Annotated in this window: 14 protein-coding genes; 6 read left to right on the top strand and 8 right to left on the bottom strand. The window is 42.0% G+C overall.

The annotated features are described in order from the left end of the window. Nucleotides 1–110: 110 nt before the first annotated feature. A complete protein-coding gene (locus tag EV200_RS03015; protein ID WP_132529318.1) occupies nucleotides 111–1,328 on the bottom strand; it encodes an MFS transporter in 1,218 nt (405 codons plus the stop codon). 346 nt (nucleotides 1,329–1,674) lie between these two features. Between EV200_RS03015 and EV200_RS03010 the strand changes: the two genes are divergently transcribed. The 6 genes from EV200_RS03010 to EV200_RS02985 all read left to right on the top strand — a co-directional run bounded on the left by EV200_RS03010 (nucleotide 1,675) and on the right by EV200_RS02985 (nucleotide 10,233). After that, nucleotides 1,675–2,736, top strand: a complete 1,062-nt coding sequence (locus tag EV200_RS03010) for an efflux RND transporter periplasmic adaptor subunit (protein ID WP_132529317.1) — start codon at nucleotides 1,675–1,677, stop codon at nucleotides 2,734–2,736. 4 nt (nucleotides 2,737–2,740) lie between these two features. Next, complete coding sequence (locus EV200_RS03005; RefSeq protein ID WP_132529316.1) at nucleotides 2,741–5,857, top strand: efflux RND transporter permease subunit; 3,117 nt, start codon at nucleotides 2,741–2,743, stop codon at nucleotides 5,855–5,857. Continuing rightward, nucleotides 5,850–7,199 (top strand): TolC family protein, encoded by a 1,350-nt coding sequence (locus tag EV200_RS03000; protein WP_132529315.1) that lies wholly within the window; start codon nucleotides 5,850–5,852, stop codon nucleotides 7,197–7,199. The genes EV200_RS03005 and EV200_RS03000 overlap by 8 nt, the downstream gene beginning before the upstream one ends. Before the next feature lie 40 nt (nucleotides 7,200–7,239). Next, nucleotides 7,240–8,286 (top strand): sensor histidine kinase, encoded by a 1,047-nt coding sequence (locus tag EV200_RS02995; protein ID WP_132529314.1) that lies wholly within the window; start codon nucleotides 7,240–7,242, stop codon nucleotides 8,284–8,286. A 10-nt stretch (nucleotides 8,287–8,296) separates the two neighbouring features. Next, entirely contained in the window at nucleotides 8,297–9,070 is a 774-nt protein-coding gene (locus tag EV200_RS02990) for a LytR/AlgR family response regulator transcription factor (RefSeq protein WP_132529313.1), read from the top strand. Nucleotides 9,071–9,594: 524 nt separating this feature from the next. Then, the gene (locus EV200_RS02985) at nucleotides 9,595–10,233 is read left to right on the top strand and encodes an outer membrane beta-barrel protein (protein WP_132529312.1); all 639 of its coding nucleotides are present in this window, start codon (nucleotides 9,595–9,597) and stop codon (nucleotides 10,231–10,233) included. Between the two features lie 144 nt (nucleotides 10,234–10,377). Here EV200_RS02985 and EV200_RS02980 read toward each other — a convergent pair whose 3' ends face one another. From EV200_RS02980 to EV200_RS02950, 7 genes are read right to left on the bottom strand one after another with little or no spacing between them, the layout of a single operon-like run. Beyond that, nucleotides 10,378–12,750, bottom strand: coding sequence for a glycoside hydrolase family 3 N-terminal domain-containing protein (locus EV200_RS02980; RefSeq protein WP_132529311.1), 2,373 nt, complete (start codon nucleotides 12,748–12,750; stop codon nucleotides 10,378–10,380). A 12-nt stretch (nucleotides 12,751–12,762) separates the two neighbouring features. Then, nucleotides 12,763–13,833, bottom strand: coding sequence for a dipeptidase (locus EV200_RS02975; RefSeq protein WP_132529310.1), 1,071 nt, complete (start codon nucleotides 13,831–13,833; stop codon nucleotides 12,763–12,765). A 9-nt stretch (nucleotides 13,834–13,842) separates the two neighbouring features. Further along, nucleotides 13,843–14,955: a D-TA family PLP-dependent enzyme gene (locus tag EV200_RS02970; protein ID WP_208864493.1), complete on the bottom strand. Its 1,113-nt coding sequence runs from the start codon at nucleotides 14,953–14,955 to the stop codon at nucleotides 13,843–13,845. Nucleotides 14,956–14,960: 5 nt separating this feature from the next. Next, a complete protein-coding gene (locus EV200_RS02965) occupies nucleotides 14,961–15,431 on the bottom strand; it encodes a RidA family protein (protein WP_132529309.1) in 471 nt (156 codons plus the stop codon). Nucleotides 15,432–15,448: 17 nt separating this feature from the next. Next, entirely contained in the window at nucleotides 15,449–16,765 is a 1,317-nt protein-coding gene (locus tag EV200_RS02960; RefSeq protein WP_132529308.1) for a gluconate:H+ symporter, read from the bottom strand. Beyond that, on the bottom strand, nucleotides 16,766–19,066 hold the full coding sequence (locus tag EV200_RS02955) for a glycoside hydrolase family 20 protein (RefSeq protein ID WP_229676694.1): 2,301 nt from the start codon (nucleotides 19,064–19,066) through the stop codon (nucleotides 16,766–16,768). An 18-nt stretch (nucleotides 19,067–19,084) separates the two neighbouring features. Beyond that, a complete protein-coding gene (locus EV200_RS02950; protein WP_132529307.1) occupies nucleotides 19,085–20,716 on the bottom strand; it encodes an alpha-L-fucosidase in 1,632 nt (543 codons plus the stop codon). Between the last annotated feature and the right edge of the window lie 504 nt (nucleotides 20,717–21,220).

The following is a 21,220-nucleotide window of genomic DNA, read 5'->3' as shown; positions in this document are numbered from 1 at the left end:
TGCTATGGTTAAGATGGTTTGGCATGTGGCTTAAACACCAGTGTGTTCAAAAATAATATTTTTGCATGAGGTAAAGATGAATTGTAATGGCACCCGATGGAATTAACTACCTAGCTAACTGCTTTAAGGGTTCTAGCAAAAATTAACCACAAAAGGATTGAGCCTGCAGCGAAGCTCCCAAGAATCAGAAATGCGGAATTATAACCCATTCCTTCAGCTATCCAGCCTCCAATAGCCGGACTTAAAGAAGCACCTAATCCCTGAACAGTCATCACTGCACCCTGTCCAATATTCACCCGGCCGGTACCATTTAAAATATGTGCTACCAAACCCGGAACTGCTACACTCTGCAAACCAGCACCAATACCATCTAATACCTGCACTGGATAAATTCCGATGTGGCTATGAAGGTAGGCGGCAATAAAACCACGAATAGGCAAAGAAATAAAGGAGATTAATAATACCAGCCAAAAGCCACTTTTCTCAGCCATCCGCATGGCGATTAATGAAGTTCCAATCATCACCAGTTGTGCAATGATAATGGTCATCGCCACAAACATGGAGGCATTCTCCTGATCATTTGCCGCAGCAGCAAGACCATATAACGGGAGCATTGCACCATTACCGAGGTGAAATAAAGCCAGAGCTGCAGCAAGAATTAATAAAGGCTTGCATTTAAAGAGCACCTTAAATCCACTGGCCTGCTCGTCCGCCCCTCCTTCTTTCATTCCCCTCGCGGCTTGGTCATCAATCGCCTTTGCGGGAATCATCAGCACTGCTATGATTGATAATATACCAAAAAGCGCCGCCAATAAAAAAATGGCTGGCATACCAAATTTATAACCGAGGTAGCCTGAAAGCGCAGACCCCACTACATTGCCCGCGTGGTTAAAAGCCTGATTATGTCCATTCTGCCTGTTAAATCCCTTCTGCTTCACAATTCCTAGCGTAATGGCAATCATTGCCGGGGCAATAACGGAACCTGCAATAGCAGTGGCTACCTGGGAGATGCTCACCAACCAGAATTCTTGTGTAAATAACACAATGCATGAAGCGAGGGTGGTAAAAATGGCAGAGATCACCACATAAAACCGTTTTCTTTTAGTGGCATCAATCAGTGCACCTGCAGGAATCGTCATGATCATTCCAGCCACACCGCCAATAGTCATTACAGACCCAATCAATCCACTTTTCCAACCGTGCGCCAATAAAAATATACCCAGGAAAGGGCCCACACCAGCCTGTAGGTCTGCCATAAAAAAATTGAGGGATTGTAGCGGCCAGATAATCTTCTTATCAACCGGGGCAGTGGTTTGTGGTTTGCTCATACGGCATCATGAACAGATCAGCAGGTTAAATTGTTCATCAATGATTTTTAATTAAATTTTTAATTCGCTGAAAATCAATAAAATAAATGTATTGACATCACATTAATTTTTCTTCATATCTGCAAAACTCATTTGCATGATCTGAGAACACTAAATGATTGCTAAGAACAGCATAAAAAATCATTAACGATTCGCGGTCATTGCAAGCATTCAAGTCTTACAAAATGAATCCAAGAAACTAAAGTGTAGCCTTAAAGTAACTTCAGTCCTTATTTTTGTCAGTTCAGTCAGTATTGAATCTAAATCGAACAGCCCCTCTATCATCTTTGCCATAAATACAGGCAAAATGAAACTTATAAGCAGCATAAAAAATGCAGGAGGAAATGCGCTCATCATTTCAATGATCTCCCTTCTTCTGGTGGCATGTGGTAATCAAGAAGAGAAATCTGAGAACATAACTGAACAAATAATTAGGGTTAAAACAGAAAAACTGGTATCCACCAAAACAGAACAAGATCTTGTACTTAGTGGGAACATTGAAGGAAACGCCACGGTTAAACTCGGGTTTATGGTCTCTGGTAAAATCAGTCAGATCACTTTTGTACCCGGACAAACCGTTCCAAAAGGAAGTTTGGTAGCCAGCCTCGAATCAACCAATTATAGGTTGAACAAGCAACTCGCTGATGTAGAATTAAGTGAAGCTCAAGATCAGTTCGAACGTTTAAAAATCATGCACGCCAAATCCAGCATCAGTGAACTTGACTTTACAAAAGGAAACTTTGCATTGCAGAAAGCTGGCACACAGCAAAAACTAGCCGTTAAAAACCTTCAGGATACCCGGCTTTATGCGCCAATTTCCGGGGTTTTACTCAGCAAAGATGCAGAAGCAGGAGAAATTATTTCTGCCGGCACACCATTATTTGTATTGGCAGATATTAAAAAAGTAAAAGTATCTGCACTGGTGCCGGAAGGAGAATTGAAAGGACTGAGAAAAGGACAGTCAGCAGATGTAGAGATTGAAGCATTAGGCAGGCATTTTACAGGAACGATAGTGGAAGTTGGTGCGGTGGCTGATGCGACCACAAGGGCTTTTACCTTAAAAATCGAAATCAATAATCAGGACCTCGCCATTCGGCCAGGGATGATTGCTCAGACCAGAATTTCCTCTGGCAATTTCCGTAAGGGCATTAACGTCATCCCGGAATGTATTATAAATGAACCAGGCAATCAAAGCTATGTGTATGTGGTAGATTTAAAAAGCCACCGGGCATTTAAGCGAAAAATAAGCCTCGGAAAAATGTCTGCAAATAGCGTAGAAATCCTTTCAGGTTTATCGGCAAGTGAAACCATTGTCATTTCCGGACAAACTGCTTTAAATGATGGCGCTCATATTAAAATAGATCAGTAATCATATGAACTTTATAGAAGCAGCGCTTAAATATAAGCACCTTACGCTGGCCGTTTTGCTGTCACTATTTGCTGTCGGCATCAATTCCCTGGTTAATATGCCCCGCAGAGAAGATCCAAAAATTACCATCAGGCAGGGACTTGTTTTGGCGGGATTCCCCGGAGCTTCATCTGCACAGGTGGAAGAGCAGCTCACTAAAAAACTGGAACAGCAACTTTTCCAATATGATGAGGTAGATAAAACAAAAACATACTCTACCTCCAAGGATGGCATGGTGGTAATTAACGTTGAACTTACGGAATCAGTTAAACAGCCAGACATTTTCTGGAGCAAGCTCCGCCATCAGTTGCTGGTTACCAAAGCATCAGAACTGCCACAAGGCGTTCAGGGCCCAATAGTCGATTCCGATTTTGGCGATACGGAAGCCGTGGTGATTGCCTTAGAAAGCAACCAGGCAAGTTTTAAAGAACTAAGCGGATATGCCCAAAAGGTAGAAGACCTGATTCGTACCATTAAGCAAACCGCTAAAGTAAAACGGATTGGCGACCAGAAGGAAGAAATAGTGGTTTCTTCCACCTCTGGTAAACTTGCTCAATATGGCCTAAACTTCAGGCAGGTAGAACAGGTATTACAAGCACAGAATAGTATTGAGGCGACCGGAGAAATAAAGACTGTGGACAGCAAGACTCCACTTTATACCAATGGCTATTTCCATACCGAAACAGACCTCGCTAACCAGGTTTTAGGGCTTTCACCCACTGGTATTCCTGTGAAACTTGGTGACATAGCCAGCTTGAAAAGAACAGATGCCGAGCCTGAAAGCATCATCAGCGTAAATGGCAATAAGGCCATATTGCTATCCATTCAAATGCATGAGGGCAATAATATCGTCGCCTTTGGAAAATCAGTAGAGAGTATGATTGCGCTGGCGAAGCAACGTATACCAAGCAATATAAAAGTGACCACATTAATTTCGCAGCCCACTTTGGTGGATGATCATATCTCACACTTTATAAAAGAATTCTTTCTTGCCATACTGTCGGTCATTGTGGTGGTTATTTTACTATTGCCTTTTCGGATTGCCTCTGTGGCAGCTTTGGCTATCCCAATGACAGTATCACTAACTTTCGCCATTCTGAATGCACTGGGCATTGAACTGCACCAGGTATCCCTTGCCGGACTTATACTGGTTTTGGGCATGGTGGTAGACGATGCCATTGTTATCGCAGACAATTATGTAGAACTTTTAGATGAAGGTATTGACCGCTGGACAGCGGCCTGGCGCAGTGCACACGATTTGCTGATTCCAGTTCTGGCAGCCACCATTACCATTATCGCTTCCTTTCTACCCATGATACTCATTAAAGGTTCTACCGGAGAATTTATATTTACCCTTCCCATTACAGTGGCTGTGGCATTAATTGCCTCCTATTTTGTAGCACTGTTTCTCACCCCTTTGCTGTGTTATACCTTTATCAAAAAAGGGTTAAACCATCCTTCTTTACCCGATGAACAGCAAGCGGATCAAAAAACAAAAGTATCTGTACTCACGAGGATGCAAAATGCATACAACAAAGCATTGGATTGGTGCATCAAACATCCTAAACTGACCATATTAACCAGTGTCATTTTTGTGCTGCTCACCGGAATTGTAATGAAGCTGGGTGTACGTGAGTTGTTTTTCCCTCCTGCCGAACGCAACCAGTTTATTGTAGAACTCTGGATGCCTACGGGGACCAAACTAGAGAAAACACATGCTGCCATAAATCAAGCAGAAAACCTGATCAAAAAAGACAGTCGGGTGATTTCCTATGCGGCCTTTTCCGGAACATCTGCACCCAGGTTTTATTACAACTTTGCCCCTGAAGTTCCGACCAGCAATTATGGTTTAATATTGATTACCACAACCAATAATGAAACCACAGAACAAATGGCTGAGGAACTTACTGCAAAAGTGAGAACCCTAATACCTGACGGAACTTTTTACGTAAAGCAGATGCAACAGGGAAACGACCTGAAAGCACCAGTAGAAGTAAGGATTATTGGAGACGACATCAATACGCTTAAGGCATATGGTACACAGGTGGCTGATATTATCAAAAGAGCAAAAGGCAGCAGACTGGTTCGTAATGATTTTGCATCAGACTATTACGGCATACAGATTACGCCTAACGAACAGGCCGGACAACTTGGATTTACCACCGGAGATATTGCAAATGCTGTTTTTACAGGTTTTAGTGGTGCCCCCATCTCTACCATTTATGAAGGAAACAACCCGGTAGATATCCGGTTGCGGTTAGATCAACAGTTACGAAGAAATACAGATGATCTGGAGAATATTTACCTCTCCTCGCCTTTAAGTAATGCACCAGTACCCCTCAGACAAATAGCCACTTTAACGCCGCAATGGCAAAGTGGAAACATCATGCACCGCAATGGGATCAGAACGCTTACGGTTCAAAGTGAAACAGAAGCACATATTTTGCCCGCTGAACTGCTTGAACAGATTAAACCTGCCATAAGTGCGCTAAGGCTTCCGGTAGGATACCATATTGAATACGGCGGTGAAGAGGGTGGAAAAGAAGAAGTGGAAACAGATATGTATACCGCATTGGGAACCAGTTTAGTCCTGATTTTTTTCATCCTGATGTTTCAGTTCAAAAATTTTAAAGAGGTATTGATCATTATGGCAACCATCCCATTAAGTCTCTTCGGAGCCATACTGGGGCTGGCCATTACTGGTAATAATTTTAGCTTCACTGCATTTATTGGGTTAATCGCCCTTTCTGGAATTGTAGTTCGCAATGCGATAATTCTTGTAGATTATACCAATATCCTGATTCAACACGGCATGGATATTCGAACTGCTGCAATTGAATCTGCCAAACGGAGACTACGTCCCATTTTCCTTACGGCTATGGCGGCAGCAGTTGGCGTACTACCCATGATTATATCAGGTTCACCCATGTGGGCACCGCTGGCAAGTGTACTTTCTTTCGGCGTAATCTGGAGCATGATTATGGCCTTGCTTACCGTACCAGTGATGTACATCGGCTGGATAAATTCTGGCGACAAACAAGAAATCCGTAATCAACATCAAAATAAAATTCAAAATGATTAATCAGATCAAAAACAGTTGGCACGTGATACTATTGTGCCTCATCTGTCATTATTATAGCAAAGCACAAACAGTTTATTCGGTTGATCAGCTGATTGATGCGGCAAAAAAAAACAGTCATCAGCTTAACATCAAGCAGTATCAGATTCTGGAGAAAACCAGCAAGTTGCATGAAGATGGGATTAAGAGATACCCTTCCGTTGCATTAGACGGGAACTATCAATATAATTTCAAATTGCCAGACATTACTATTCCGGCAGGAACTATTGGTATGATTAACACTGGAAACGGCACAGAACAACTTCTGCCTGCTCAGGATAGTAAGTTTACCCTTGGCGAAAAAGGCAATTATAATGTAGGGGTTAACCTTTATCAACCCATTACGCAACAGGCCAAACTGGCAACCGCGATGGCTATTGATCAGACTGATATTCAAATTGGCAAGCAGGAAAGTGCACAAACTGCGCTGCAACTGAAATTACAGGTAGAACAACTTTTTTATGGTGCCTTAATTTTGCGCAAAACATCCGAATCTGGGAAACTTCGTATTGAACTGGCAAAAGCAAAACTTGCAGATGGAGAAGCATCCCGCATGGCTGGTACATCTACAGCTGCCGGACTTGCTGGACTTCGGGCTGATATTGCCAATGAGGAACAGGCTTTGATGAAAATTGACCTGCAGCTTCAGGATTATCTTTCCGAAATAAGTAGTCTGACAGCCATTGATCTCCAAAAACTGAACCTACAGGAACCCGTCCTGAATGAAAAAGTTACACCAATAAATGATTCCCGCAGCAGTGCCATGCTTAATCCTGATTTTGAAATAGCCAGACTGAATAAGGAAAAGGCCTTACTGGGGATAAAAGCCATTAAACGGAGCAACTTGCCCGATTTCGGCATTGTGGCTGGATATTACAGGCAGCAAGGAAATCCAATTTTACCGATAAGCAGTCCTTACGTTGGCGTCAGCCTGAAATGGAACCTTCAGGATCTTTTCACCAACCGGGAAGTACAAAATCAGAGACAAGCACAGTTAAAACAAGCTGAAGAAAACATGGCCTACACCCAGCAGCAAATCGGGTTGTCCGTAAATCGATTATCAAGAAAAGTGGCGCAATGCAATGCCTTAATTACGGCAGCCAGCAAAGCGGTAGCCTTTCGTAAAGATGAATTAATGGAACAGCAAAATAGATTGACCGCAGGATTTGAAATTAAGACCGTAATTTTAGAAACAAAAGTGAAGCTGGCCCAAGCAGAAACAGACCTTTACTCGGCAAAATTGCAACAGGCCATTGCCATTGCCGAACTGGAAAACATTGTCGGAAAGAACAAATTGGAGAATTAACTCATTTTGTGGCAAAAGACATTTAACTTTACTGGTAGAGATGGATAAACAGAATCATAACTTATTCCGGCGCTATGGTTACCCAGGATTCGGGATATTGTTGTATCTCGTTATTTTTCTAATTAATCCTTATGAACCAGATCATTCCGGTCTGCAATATTTCCTCAGCATAGATTTTGTACTTGAGCTTATATTGGCCATTGCCTATGCTGCTGCATTATTCGAAACTGGGATTCAGCTCACCAGCTTTATAAACCGGTTTTACAGTTGGGAAGGGCATATTGCCATGAGATTCCTGATCCAGTTCCTCTTGCATATTGGACTGATCTACCTTATTTTAAATCTGTTTTTTATCATCAGGTTACCTGTTCGCTTTCTGTATGATGAACTGATGTTCAGACAAGCACTAATCGTAGGCACCATTTTCTCTCTCCTTACGACTGTTGTATTTGCTGCAGCCTATTTTTTTCATCGATGGAATGACGCCAGCTTAAAATCACTTGAGCTTCAGCAACATACTACACAGGCACAGCTAGAAGCATTAAAGCTCCAGCTTGATCCCCATTTTCTTTTTAACAACCTGAGCATTGTTACCGCACTCATTGAGGACGAACCGCAAACGGCAACAACGTATCTGGCAAATCTTTCTTCTATCTATCGGTACATGCTTGCAAACAGGCTGAAAGACCTCATTTCATTAAGAGAAGAACTGGAATTTATAGCGGCCTACCTGTATCTATATCAGATTCGTTATGGAGATGGGATCATTGTAGAAATAGCCGGGCAAGAAGATATTGATACGCTCGGCATTCCTCCCCTTACCCTTCAGCTGCTGATTGAAAATGCCATTAAGCACAACGTCTTTAGTACAAAACACCCTTTAAAAATAAAAATCTATTTTACATCAGATAGCCATATCGTCGTCGAAAACAATAAAATGCTCAAAAATAAGAATGCCTACAGCAGCGAGATTGGTTTAAAAAATATTAATGAGCGATATCGCCTGATGGGACAAAAACTACCCTTAGTTACCGAAACCCTTGAAACCTTCACTGTTTCTATACCATTGATTACCTTAAAACCATAATCGCTATTCTATGCCTACTGTTTTGATCATTGAAGATGAGTTGCCTAATGTTTTGAGAATGGAGAAAATGCTCCATCAGCTGGATAGCAGCATCATGATAGTAGATCGCTTACAAACTGTTCAAGACAGTATCATTTGGCTTCAAACCCACGCACAGCCAGACATCATATTTATGGATATCAGGCTTACTGATGGATTAAGTTTCGAGATATTTAGCCATGTTGAAGTTACCGCACCGGTGATTTTCATCACTGCTTACGATGAATATGCATTAAAGGCCTTTGAGGTAAATGGAATCGATTATCTGCTTAAACCTCTTGATGTAGATAAGCTTGCTAAAAGTTTAAAAAAGGCAGTACCGAAAGACCGCCAAACCAATGAAATACTGTTGCAGACCTTAAAGGAGCTGCAGACAAGAGAAGTTTCTTACCGAAATAGGTTTCTGGTTTTTTATCGGGATACTTATGTGTTGGTGATGACCAGTGAAATCGCTTACTTCTCTTCCGAAAACAAAACCACATTTCTGCATACCTTCGACAATAAGCGCTATGTAATAGAACAAACGTTAGAGAACCTCGAAAAGGAACTCGATCCTGATGTATTTTTTAGGGCAAGCCGACAATATATTGTTTCACTGAAATCGATCCATAAAATACACCTTTTCTTTAACAGTCAACTTAAGATCGAGTTGTCTCCATCTGATGGCGAAGCAATCACGCTCAGCAGGGAAAAATCTTCTCAGCTAAAAAAATGGCTGAACCAGTTTCCCTCAAATAAGCTTTAGCCCACTCGTCATGCTGAATTTAGTTCAGCACCTACCTTGATAAGATCCTGAATCAAGTTCAGGAGGACGATTCTTCGTGAGTTCAGGAAGACAATCCTCAAGCAGGATCGTCCTTGCGAGACACGAAGCAATCTATTTCGTAGATTCTTCGATGGAGATTGCTTCAGCAGATGAATAATCTGCTGAAGCAATGACGGATTTCTTGAAGAGATTCACTAACCCACTCGTCATGCTGAATTTAGTTCAGCATCTACCTTTATAAGATCCTGAATCAATTTCAGGAAGACGATTCTTTGTGGGTTCCGGAAGACGATCCCTTAAGCAGTATCATCATTGCTGTGAGGCGGAACGACAGCTTGCCCCGACCTTTCGGTGAAGCAATCTATCACGTAGAATCTTCAACAGCACTTTCAGAATATCCTTTCTGTAAGGTGAGCACCAGATTTTGTCACTTCAGTCATTATCATCAGAACAGCTCACCTATTGTGTTACATCTTTGCCATACAGCAGTAATATAAAACACAATGAATTTAAGTATCCTTAAAAAAATAACACTTATAGCCTTGGTATTTTTAAGTATTTCCTATACGGTAAAGGCTCAGGCTTCAGACCCTGTAAAAGAGCGCAATTGGAGAATAGATTTTGGCGGAGCAATTGGCTTATTTGCCCCATTTGATCAGGTTGCCGGAGAACCTATGCTTTTAGGCACCACTTCCCAAACCACAGTCCAGTTCAATTACAAGAAACAATTTTTCGGGCGGGTACAATTGGGAGAAACCAGCGTGGGCTACAAGAGCAACACTACATTTAATGGAATAAATTCTGTTATAGATGCCAATTCCAATAGCATCAATCTAGGTTTGGGTTTTGGCTATCACAGGGGCCTGGGTAATTGGGAACCTTTTATTGTAGCAGGTTTAGGTCCGTCTTTGGTTCGTCACCCACAAGCCGATATTGACGCAGCAAGCAACACCGTCAATTATTCCAATGATTCTAAGATATACTTGTATGGTAATATTGGACTAGGCGTAAACTACAATTTATCAAAATCCATTATGCTTTTACTTGAATGCCAGGCCACTAAAATTTCTAATTTACCGAAAACACCCAGCACTCACCTTAGCGGAATCAGTGCGTTGATTAATGTGAAGTTTGCTTTATAAATTTGCGCTTTTTTCTAATGGTTGGTGTCACACTTTCTACTGGTTGGTGTCTCACCAACCAGCATAAATGATTAAAAGACGAGTTAATATAGTTGGATTACCACCCACCTTGCAGGCACCGCTCCAAAGGAGGGGAATGAAAAACTACTTTTCTATCTTAAACTTTCCTTCCAGCCTCACCTGATCGGAAGAAGAGGAAACCATTACTGAATATTCGCCTGCTTCCACTGCCCACTTCATTTGGGCATTATAAATTTCCAGATCATTTTGATTCAGTACAAAAGTTAAATTCTTCCGTTCACCAGCTTTTAAAGCGATTCTTTTGAACTGCTTTAACTGCTTAGTCGGCAACACTACTGATGAAGTTTTCATTTTTAAATACAATTGAACTACCTCTTCCCCATCCAAACTGCCAGTATTTTTTAAATCAAAATTCACCGTAGCCAATCCATTCTCATACTTGATTTTGAGGTTTTGATAATCAAAAGTGGTATAACTTAAACCATAACCGAAGCTATACAAAGGTTTAGCATCCATTTCAATATAATCGTGTTTCTCCGGGTAGCGGGCATTGTAATACACGGGTAATTGTCCGACAGATTTAGGAACAGAAATAGGCAAACGGCCGGCAGGATTATAATCTCCAAAAATAACATCAGCAATGGCGTTTCCACCTTCCTGACCGGGATACCAGGCATCCAGAATGGCAGGAACGTGTTCAGCAGCCCAATTTAAATTTAGCGGCCGACCCTTAATCAGCACCAGAACCACTGGCTTTCCGGTTTTAACTACAGCTTTTAAAAGCTTGATCTGGTCACCGAGCAAATCTAAAGTTGCCCTGTCATAGCCTTCACCACTTTCCATATCGCTGAGCTGATTGCCTCCGGTCTGAATTTTTGCCGCCCCGGTTTCAATGTATTCGGTTTTAAAATCCCTCGCACTGGAACCACCTAAAACAATCACCACGGCATCTGCTTTTTTCGCAGCGCTCACCGCTTCCTCAATGTTGCTGGAAGTGGTATCGCGAATGGCGCATCCTTTCACATAAGTGATTTTGGTATTGTCTCCCAGTTTATTTTTGATTCCCTGCAAAACAGTCACCACATTACCCACACTTTGTGGTGCGGAATAATCGCCAATCTGATTGTAAAACTGATCCGCATTCGGGCCGATTACAGCAAGGTTTTTTAGCGACTTACTTAGCGGAAGCAGCTTGTCTTGATTTTTTAACAGAATGATAGATTCTCTTGCAACCTGCCTTGCCAAAGCTACCTTTTCTGCACTTCTCACTTTTTGCTTTGCCAGCTCAGGATTTACATAAGGGTTTTCAAAAAGCCCCATATTAAACTTAATGCGCAATACCCTGCTCACAGCGGTATCTAAAACCTGAGAACTTACTTTTCCTGATTGAATGGCAGTCAGCAATGCTTTACCATAACCAAAGCCACTTAAATCGGCATCCAGACCAGCATTAATGGACATTTCAGCTGCCTCTGCCCCACTTTCAGCGATGTGGTGATTGGCTTTCAAGCCTGAAATGCTGTTTAAATCTGAAACGACGAAACCTTTAAAACCCCAATCCTTCCTTAAAATATCATTCAACAACATTTCATTGGAAGAACAAGGAATGCCATCAATGGAATTGTAGGCGGTCATAACAGATAGTGCCCCAGCCTTAACAGCAGCTTTAAAAGGTGGCAAATAAAACTGATGCAAACTGCGTAAACCTACATTTATGCTGCTTCCGTTATGGCCACCTTCAGGCGCACCATAAGCTGCAAAATGTTTTAAAGTTGCTACTACATTTACACCACTATTAATATTTTTACCTTGAAATCCTTTCACCATGGCCTCGCCCATCCTGCTGTTTAGCACCTGGTCTTCACCATAAGTTTCTTCCACTCTTGACCATCGTGGTTCGCGGGCTAAATCCAACACCGGACCATACCCCACATGTCCGCCTTGCAAACGGGTTTCTTCGGCAATTGCAGCGGCCATTTTTTGTATGAGTTCTGGATCAAAGGTACTGCCCTGACCGATTGAAGTCGGAAAAACCGTGGTACCAATCGCCATATGCCCATGTGGTGCTTCCTCAGACAGCAAAACCGGGATCCCCAAGCGGGTATTTTCTATTGCATATTTTTGAATGGCATTGGTAGCCCTGGCGGCCAGCTCCGGATTTAAACCATTGGCTAAAGTCTTTTTCGTCCAAGGATCAGCACGAAGCGTTGCCCAAAGCATCCCAGTGTATTCTTCTTTTAATGATTTTTTAAAGGCTTCGCTTACTTCTACTTCATTTCCATTTTTGGTGTACATCGGCCAGCCCAAGGGCATGGAAATCTGTCCGACTTTTTCTTCCACCGTCATTCGCGAAAGCAAATCTTTAATCCTGCTTTCAACAGGCGCTTTCGCATTTTTATATAAGGGGAGTTTTGCCTTGTTTTGGGCAAAAGCAATGGTATTTATCATGATAAAAGCCAAGCTGAGGCACCAAGCCAATCGATTATTTTTCTTCATATTACGTAAAGTTTATGCCCAGGCCTTTTTAAGGAAACGCAACCAGTTGCCATGCATTAGGTTCTCCACATCGGTATCGGTATAGCCTCTTTTCTTAAATAAATCAGGCACTTTTTGTAAATCGGCAATGGTTTCTAAATCGTACGGACATTGCTCTTTTCCAAAAGCACCATCCAGATCAGAACCGATGCCCACATGTTCGGCATTTCCGGCCAATTGGCAAATGTGATCGATATGATCAATCATCGTGTCTAAATTGCAGTTCATCGCCTTTGGCTGAGATACACCACGTTGCCAGTTGGGCACCATCATCCAGGCATCAAGCGCAGCACCCATTACCGAACCGCGACCAATTAATTCTTTAATTTGATCATCACTATACTGGCGGTTGTGATTCACCAAGCTTCGGCAATTGTTGTGTGATGCCCAAATATGGCCATTAAAACGGCTCATGGCATCCCAAAAACTATCATCACATAAATGAGTGGCATCTAAAATGATATTTAAGCGTTCCATTTCTTTTAACAAATCATGCCCGATAGAAGTCATTTGACCTGTAGCGTCTGTTCCTTGTGCATAACGACCGGGGCCATAATGCGCCGGACCAACTGCCCGCAAACCACTTTGCCAGGCTCTTTCCAAATGACCTACAGTAACTATAGAATCTGCCCCTTCAAGGCTGAGGATGTAACCGATTGGCTTTTGATCATTAGGCTGATTATTATTCCATAGAGATAAATGATGCTCCAGTGTTTCCAGATTATGAACCTGAACCATCTCGCCAGCATCTTCCATGGCTTTGTACCAGGCCAGCTGTCCCTGCGTTTGCGCCCAGGCTTGTTCTGGCGAATGCCATCCGGGTAAATGATTGTCAGGTGCGACATAACGGGCAATTTGTGTGGCCACAACCAATCCAATCTGGCCTTTACGCAGTTCTGGGAGTGATACGGTTGCCAAAGCACGGTCAGGTTTATCAGTTAATCCTTTTTCACGCAAGTTAAGATCAGCCAAGGGCTGTGTTAAATCGCGATTCCACTCCAAAGCATTCATGCTTAAATCTAAATGGGCATCTATGGTAAACATGGTTAGATTTTATAAGGTAATTTTTCTTTTTCGGGCAATGATATCCCAAAGTTTAAGTGAACCATCAGTGGTTAAACAAATGGCTTTTTCATGCAAAGCTACTGTTGGGCAAATGTGATAAGGCAAGCCATAAAGTATATCACCCAATTGATATTTTTCGGATTCTGTGGTGCTTAAAACCAAGTGTTCTTCGCTTTGGCTTTGCACTTCCAGCGTTGGTGCATTAATAAAAAACACCCTATTTGTGAGTTCCTTTTCAGCAGCAACCGCCTTATGACCTAGATCTGCACACACTAAACGTTCCTTTGGGAAAGACACGATCCGGCTCAGCACCAAAGCCGCTGTGTTAAATTTTTGTTCAGCATAAGCATCCTGATAACCTTTATCCCAAAGGATAAATGTACCCGGACTGCATTCAAAATCGGTATCAGTGCTATAGATCGGAAAAGTTGGGGTTCCACCTGCAATGATTATGATTTGCTTTGCACCTATACCTTCGATTTCATTTTTTAAATCAATTAGCTGAGCAATAATAGGCATCGTTTTTTCCTCACGGATTTCCATTGAGGCATCATGGATATGTCCATCGTAAGCATGCAAACCCTTTACCTGCAAAGATGAAAACGCAATTATTGACTTAAATAAATCAGTAGCAAGTTCTGGTAAAATCCCGGTTCTGTTCATGCCTAAATTCAAATCAATATAAACATCAACCTTAGTATTTTCCTCTTTAGCTTTCATCGCCAGTTGAGTGGCGATATCCACATGATCAATTAGACAGCTGAAATGTGTCTCCGGGTATTTACTTTTCAATTTAAAAAAACGATCAATGTTTTCGCCCACAGGCTGATAAGCGAGTAAAACATCCTCGGCTTTGGCCATTGCGAGCATTTCAGCTTCAGCAATAGTGGCACATTTGAACTTCCTGATCCCTGCTGACAACATCAACTGGCTAATCTCCATACACTTATGTGTTTTCACATGAGGGCGCAAGCGATTTGGATCATCAATCATGCCTTTCAGCAATTCAATGTTTTCGCGTAATCGTTCCTCATAAAAAATAAGCGATGGCGTTTCAATGTGTGCCTCATTCGGCAAAAGATACCAATCTTGCACTTGCATAAATGTTAAAAAAGTTCAAATAAAGCTTCAATTTCCACCGGGATATTATCAGGCAGTGAGCCAAAACCAACGGCACTTCTCACTCCAATCCCATTTTCTTCGCCCCATACCTGGGCAAAAAGCTCACTGCAACCATTAATAATAAAAGGGTGTTTTTCAAATTCAGGCGTACAATTCACCATGCCCAAAACTTTGATCACCCGTTTGATCTTATTTAAACTACCCAAATTGGTTTTAATGGTAGAAAGCATGGTTAGTCCCACCTGCAAAGCAGCAAGTTTTCCTTGCTCTTGGCTTAAATCAGAACCGATTCGACCGATAATTAAAGATTTATCATCCTGAACCGGACCGTGACCGCTTAAATAAAGATATTTCCCATCTACCAGACAAGGTTTATACACACCGAGCGGTGCTGGTGCTGGTGGTAAGTTAAGTTTAAGTTGTTCAAAACGTTCGTCGGGTGTTAAATTTTCCATTGTATTTATTTTTATAATTATGCGATGATGAGATGTAGTAAAAGTATGCCAAGCAGGCCAACAATGCCTACTATTGATTCCATTAATGCCCATGACTTGAAAGTATCTTTCAGGCTGAGGCCGAAATATTCTTTGAACATCCAGAATCCGGCATCATTTACATGCGAAAACATTAAACTTCCGGCTCCAACGGCCAAAACCATCAGGTTCGGGTTGGTATGGGTTTGCTCCATCAGCGGAACAATAATGCCTGCCGTAGTGAGCCCCGCAACAGTTGCTGAACCTACACAAAAGCGAATCATGGCCGCAATTAACCAGGCTAAAAATAAAGGTTCTACTTGTACATGTTGTAAATAATCTGCAATTTGATTGCTCACACCACTTTCTGTTAGTACTTGCTTCAGCGCGCCGGAGCCGGCGATGATCAATAAAATCAGGGCGATATCTTTAATGGCATCGCCGTAAATAGTCATAATATCTTTGATCTTTTTTCCTTCGGATACGCCCAAAAGCCAGGTGGCAACAAATAACACAATCAGCATTACTACTGAAGGATGACCCGCAAATAAAATGTAAGGAAGAATCTTAGAATCTGCATTTAAAATTAAAGGAAAAAAAGATGCTGCCGCCAGTAAGATCACAGGAAGCAATGCCGTAAAAAAGCTTTTGAATCCACTGGGTAAATCTTCATCTGCCAGGTCTTTTGCACTAAATGACGCTAACGGACTAACCGGAATAGACTTCAAAGTTCTGGAAAAGATCGGTCCGCCGATAACGATTGCCGGAATGGAAACGGCCAAACCATAAAGTAAAGTCAGACCCATATCTGCCTTAAACTGGATCACCAAAGCTGCCGGTGAAGGATGTGGGGGCAGAAAACCATGCGTTACCGAAAGAGCTGCAAGCATGGGCAAACCAATATATAAAGCAGGTAATTTATAACGATATACCACTGAAAAAATGAGTGGCACCATTAAAACGAAACCGATGCCATAATAAAGCGGAATCCCGATGAGAAAACCCGTGAGCACCATGGCCCATTGGATGTATTTCGGTCCAAAAGCGTCCATACTTACCTTGGCAATTTTTTGTGCGGCACCACTTTCGGCAACCAGTTTCCCGAGCATAGCACCCGCAATAATGACGATGGCTAAAGAGCCTAAAACGTCGCCCATCCCCTTTTCAATCATTGATGGGATTTTTGCGGGTGGCAGGCCTAAAGTTAGTGCGGCTAAAAATGACACCACCAAAAAGGCCAGAAAGGCGTTCACCTTAAATACCGAAATGAGTACGATGAGCAGTGCGATGCACAAAAAAACGATGAGTATAGTCATTTAGTTTATGATAATTTCGTCAACCAGCAACCAGGCTTTTGTCCCGGCACCATAAAAACCATTAGGTATAATTCCTACATTGGTAGCTTTAATTTTTATATACCTGGCCTTTATTGGATTCAATTTATGTAATACCTGATCAATTCCTTCTTTTCCGAAGACCGTTTGCCTGGATACTTCCTGAAAGTGAATGTGATCAGAAGAGATTTCAAAAGTAAGTACTTGAGGTGGATGCATTTTTTGCCATTGATAATGGAGGATGTTGAGGCCTATTTCATTGATCGCTTGCACGGTTCCTAAATCTACAACGGCTTCAAAATCAGTTCCGCTAAAGCCAAGCCATTCACCATTGTTGTATAAGGGTGAGCCTGGAATGCCATTGGTTAAAATTTGTGGCTCCATATTATAGTTGCCTTGGCCGGGCTGTGCTAGAATCACCTTTTTACCGGTGGCCAGGCTTTTTACCAGCGTTTGTTCGTATAGCTTGCCTGCCGCCTTTCTGTTTTTAAAAAGTCTTGCTTTGATGATTCCGGATTTTTTAATATTAACCGGCGAAATGTACTTTAAACTACTCGCCGTGGGATCAGTTCCATTGGTTGTGTAATGAATTTCTGCATTTGCCAGATCTGTAGATAGTTTGAACGCCGAAGCATGCTGAACACTTTCGCCTGTAATTTCATTAAACGAAGTGCTGTAATGGATTCCTTTTAAGAACCGAAGGTTTTCATTTAAGCGGGACAGGAAATCAGGGTAGTTTTTATATTCTGGCCTGGACCAAGCTGTTTCTGCCAATGCGATGATGCGGGGAAAAATCATGTATTCCGCTTTTGCAGCTTCGTTCAGGTATTCTGACCAGACATTCGCCTGCACTCCTTGGATGTAGCTTTGCTCTGATTTTGAAAGTTCATCAGGCATGGGTTCGTATTCATATATTTTGCGTAATGGTAAATAACCTCCGGCGGCAATTGGTTCTGTTGTATTGAGCGATTGATAGTAATCGAGGTACACGAATTTCTCAGGCGTCATAATGACATTGTGTTTAAGTTTGGCCGCAGCAATACCGCCTTCCAAACCACGCCAGCTCATTACCGTTGCATCTGGTGCTAAACCACCTTCTAAAATTTCATCCCAACCAATAATCCTTTTACCTTTCGCATGGAGGTATTTTTCCATCCTCTCAATAAAATACGATTGCAGTTCGTGCTCATCTTTTAACTTTTCATCCTTGATTCTTTTCTGGCACTTCGGGCAATTGTGCCATCGGGTTTTTGGACATTCATCACCGCCAATATGCACATATTTTGAAGGAAACAAAGGAATCACTTCATCCAGTACATCTTCTAAAAAACTAAATGTTTCCTCATTCCCGGCACAAAAAACATCTTCAAAAACACCCCAATAAGTAGCCGTTTGGTACGGGCCACCCGTGCAACCCAGATTGGGATAAGCCGCCAACACTGCTTGTGCATGTCCCGGCATTTCAATTTCAGGAATGGTGGTGATCTGCCTGGCTGCTGCATAAGCCACAATATCTTTCACTTCTTCTTGGGTATAATAACCGCCATATCTTTTGCCATCAAAAAGATGAGGATCTGTTCTTTTATGGCCGATCAAAGTTTCCTTCCTGAAAGCGGATATACTTTGAAGCAAAGGATACTTTTTGATTTCAATACGCCAACCCTGATCATCTGTTAAGTGCCAGTGAAAGGTATTGATTTTATAAAACGCCAGCAGATCCAGCCATTTTTTAATCGCAGTAACACTGAACATATGCCGGGCAACATCCAGGTGCATGCCGCGGTAGGCAAATCGTGGCGCATCCTCAATGTGATACGCCTGAACCGAAGTGGTGTTGCCATTTTTTTTGATTAACTGTATGAGCGATTGCAAACCATAAAACAAGCCGCGTTCATCGATGGCCTTGATGACAATGCCTTTTGAGGAAACATCCAAAACATAACCTTCAGGTTGAATATTGGAAGCCGTATCGATTAAAAAACTCATCGCATTCGACTCTGCTTTGCTGCTCGTTTTAAGTGAAAATCCTGATAAATCTTTAAGGTATTGATTAAAGAAGCTGGCTTTTACTTTTCCGCCATTAGCGAAAAACAACTTCGTATCCGGTTTCATGATAAATGATCCTTCCTTCCTTATCTCTTCAACTGGTCTTGGAATAATCCCCGAGCGGTGATCTCCTTGTGCCTGTAAAAGCTTGGAACAAAACAACAAACTCACCGTCAGGATGAAAGCGAATATCATCGGCCTGATGGAAATAAAGTTATTCTGAGAAAATTTTATCATAGCACCAATCTTCATCAACTAAGGTAGGTTTAAAACTTTATTTTCTCCTTCTATCACTACATTTTGCTGTTCGGCTACGGCCTTGTATTCGTAAGAACCTTTAGGCAATTTTATTGTCCCGAAAAATGTTCCATCAGCTTTAATGGTCACCCATGGACTCATTTTCCATTCTTCTGCATAAAGTGTTTCCACTTGTCCGCGATATGGGCGATAGTAAAATCTTGCCCGGCCTGGTTTAACTTCTGCATAGTTTAATATTTTGCCATTTAGGGTAGCCACATCAGCCGCTGTTTTAGCTGTGCCCGTTTGCACCATGGCTGCCTCTGCAAAAACAGGTGCTACATTTTCTATTTTAATCACTACCGGATTTGGCCAGCGGTGATCATCATAAATGCGCTGGGCTTTCACCACAGATAATTCCAAACCATTACTTGTTTGTTTAAACCGAGACGAAACATCCAGATCGGGCTTGTATTCCATGATTTTACTGTTTTGTCCCAACACACTGATTTTTGTATTTGCAGTTGCCTTTGCCGATTTTAAAACGAAGTTCCTGCGTTCGCCTTCTTTCCAGTCTTTTGAATCCATAACGATGGCAAATAAAGTTCCAGGTGCTTTTTGCGTGAAATAAATATTGTTTTCTTTGCTCACTACCCAGCTGCGCACATCATCAACGGCTTCATGGTTGATGAAATACCAGCCAGCCATTTCGCGTAAACGGTCTTCCTGCTCGTTAGCTAAAGCGCCATTTGGCTTCGGACCCACATTTAACAGCAATGATCCTCCTTTTGATCTCGCTTCAATCAACAAATCAATTAACTGCGAACCAGACTTATACCTTTCATTAGTGGGTTGATACTGCCAGGCAGTTCCGATAGTTACCGGAGATAACCAGGGCTGGGTAATTTTTGCCCCCGGAAGCGTTTGTTCAGGTGTTAAAATGGCACCCCGCGTAATCAGAATATTCGGCTGCATTTTCCATGCGGTTTCTTTTACGGTTTCCTTCGGATCGCCATCAATAAAAAGTACATCGATTTTGCCATAATTTTGCATCAGTTCTTCCGTTTGCCTGCGGTTATATTCTGCATATTCTTTGGTAGTTGCCGCATCAAGGTTTAAGTTATTCCGGCTAATCGGGATTTTGTGTTTGTAAAGGAAATTGAAATCTTCCGGTGAAAAATAAAAACCGACATCCAGACCGGCATCACGGGTAGCCTTTACAAATTCTTTGAGTAAATCTTTTTTATAGGGCGTATTGGTGATGTTAAAGTCTGTTGTTTTAGTATCCCAGAAACAGAAACCTGCATGATGCTTGGTGGTGAACACAATGTATTTCATCCCGGCTAACTTTGCGAGTTCTGCAATTTCTTTGGGATTGAAGGAAGAAGGATTAAAAGTTTTTGGCAGTTCATTAAAATAGCGTTCAGTGTAATCATCAGAAGCCCCCACCAATGAGTGGCTGATCACAATACCAAGTTGTGCATCAACATTGAAATGAATAAATAAACCAGCACCTGTATTCCTCAGCCATTCTTCCCGTTCGGGCTTATTTAAATTGTATGTACTGGAAGTTTCGTCTTCCACCACGTCGTTTTTTTGTGCATAAACGGTCCCTGTAAAAAGTAGGCAAAGGATGAGTAATCGGTACATAGTGGTTATTTAGTGTTGTAAATTAATTTTGTAAAGGTTATTGTTAATATTTGGGGTCATCATTGCGAGCTGAAGCCCGGACTTTGTGTTATGGGGTGAAGCAATCTTTCATAGCAAGGCTCCTTAATATTCTTATAATCATCGGATGAATATTTGCTGCTAACCTGGTATTTATCCGATGACTAATCCAATAAACACCCCGCCCTGCGGGCACCCCTCTGTGAGAGGGGAATTGCGACCGCTTTAATATTTGGGGTCGTCGTTGCGAGCTGAAGCCCAAGCTTTGTGTTATGGAGTGAAGCAATCTTTCAAAGCAAGGCTCCCTAATATTCATGTAGTCATAGGATGAATATTTGCACTTAGCTTGGTATTCATACGATAACTAATTCAATAAACACCCCGCCCTGTGGGCACCCCTCTGTGAGAGGGGAATTGCGACCGCTTTAATATTTGAGGTCGTCATTGCGAACCGAGGCCCAGGCTTTGTGTTATGGGGTGAAGCAA

The organism is Pedobacter psychrotolerans, from assembly GCF_004340665.1.
GTDB classification, from domain to species: domain Bacteria; phylum Bacteroidota; class Bacteroidia; order Sphingobacteriales; family Sphingobacteriaceae; genus Pedobacter; species Pedobacter psychrotolerans.
This window is presented reverse-complemented; position numbering and strand designations above follow the sequence as displayed.

What these genes read in the sequence shown, in the direction of transcription:
- EV200_RS02970 (WP_208864493.1), bottom strand. Translation starts at nt 14,955, where the DNA reads ATGCAAGTGCAAGATTGGTATCTTTTGCCGAATGAGGCACACATTGAA.
- EV200_RS03005 (WP_132529316.1), top strand. Translation starts at nt 2,741, where the DNA reads ATGAACTTTATAGAAGCAGCGCTTAAATATAAGCACCTTACGCTGGCC.
- EV200_RS02990 (WP_132529313.1), top strand. Translation starts at nt 8,297, where the DNA reads ATGCCTACTGTTTTGATCATTGAAGATGAGTTGCCTAATGTTTTGAGA.
- EV200_RS02950 (WP_132529307.1), bottom strand. Translation starts at nt 20,716, where the DNA reads ATGTACCGATTACTCATCCTTTGCCTACTTTTTACAGGGACCGTTTAT.
- EV200_RS02965 (WP_132529309.1), bottom strand. Translation starts at nt 15,431, where the DNA reads ATGGAAAATTTAACACCCGACGAACGTTTTGAACAACTTAAACTTAAC.
- EV200_RS02955 (WP_229676694.1), bottom strand. Translation starts at nt 19,066, where the DNA reads ATGATAAAATTTTCTCAGAATAACTTTATTTCCATCAGGCCGATGATA.
- EV200_RS03010 (WP_132529317.1), top strand. Translation starts at nt 1,675, where the DNA reads ATGAAACTTATAAGCAGCATAAAAAATGCAGGAGGAAATGCGCTCATC.
- EV200_RS02980 (WP_132529311.1), bottom strand. Translation starts at nt 12,750, where the DNA reads ATGAAGAAAAATAATCGATTGGCTTGGTGCCTCAGCTTGGCTTTTATC.
- EV200_RS02995 (WP_132529314.1), top strand. Translation starts at nt 7,240, where the DNA reads ATGGATAAACAGAATCATAACTTATTCCGGCGCTATGGTTACCCAGGA.
- EV200_RS02960 (WP_132529308.1), bottom strand. Translation starts at nt 16,765, where the DNA reads ATGACTATACTCATCGTTTTTTTGTGCATCGCACTGCTCATCGTACTC.
- EV200_RS02985 (WP_132529312.1), top strand. Translation starts at nt 9,595, where the DNA reads ATGAATTTAAGTATCCTTAAAAAAATAACACTTATAGCCTTGGTATTT.
- EV200_RS03015 (WP_132529318.1), bottom strand. Translation starts at nt 1,328, where the DNA reads ATGAGCAAACCACAAACCACTGCCCCGGTTGATAAGAAGATTATCTGG.
- EV200_RS02975 (WP_132529310.1), bottom strand. Translation starts at nt 13,833, where the DNA reads ATGTTTACCATAGATGCCCATTTAGATTTAAGCATGAATGCTTTGGAG.
- EV200_RS03000 (WP_132529315.1), top strand. Translation starts at nt 5,850, where the DNA reads ATGATTAATCAGATCAAAAACAGTTGGCACGTGATACTATTGTGCCTC.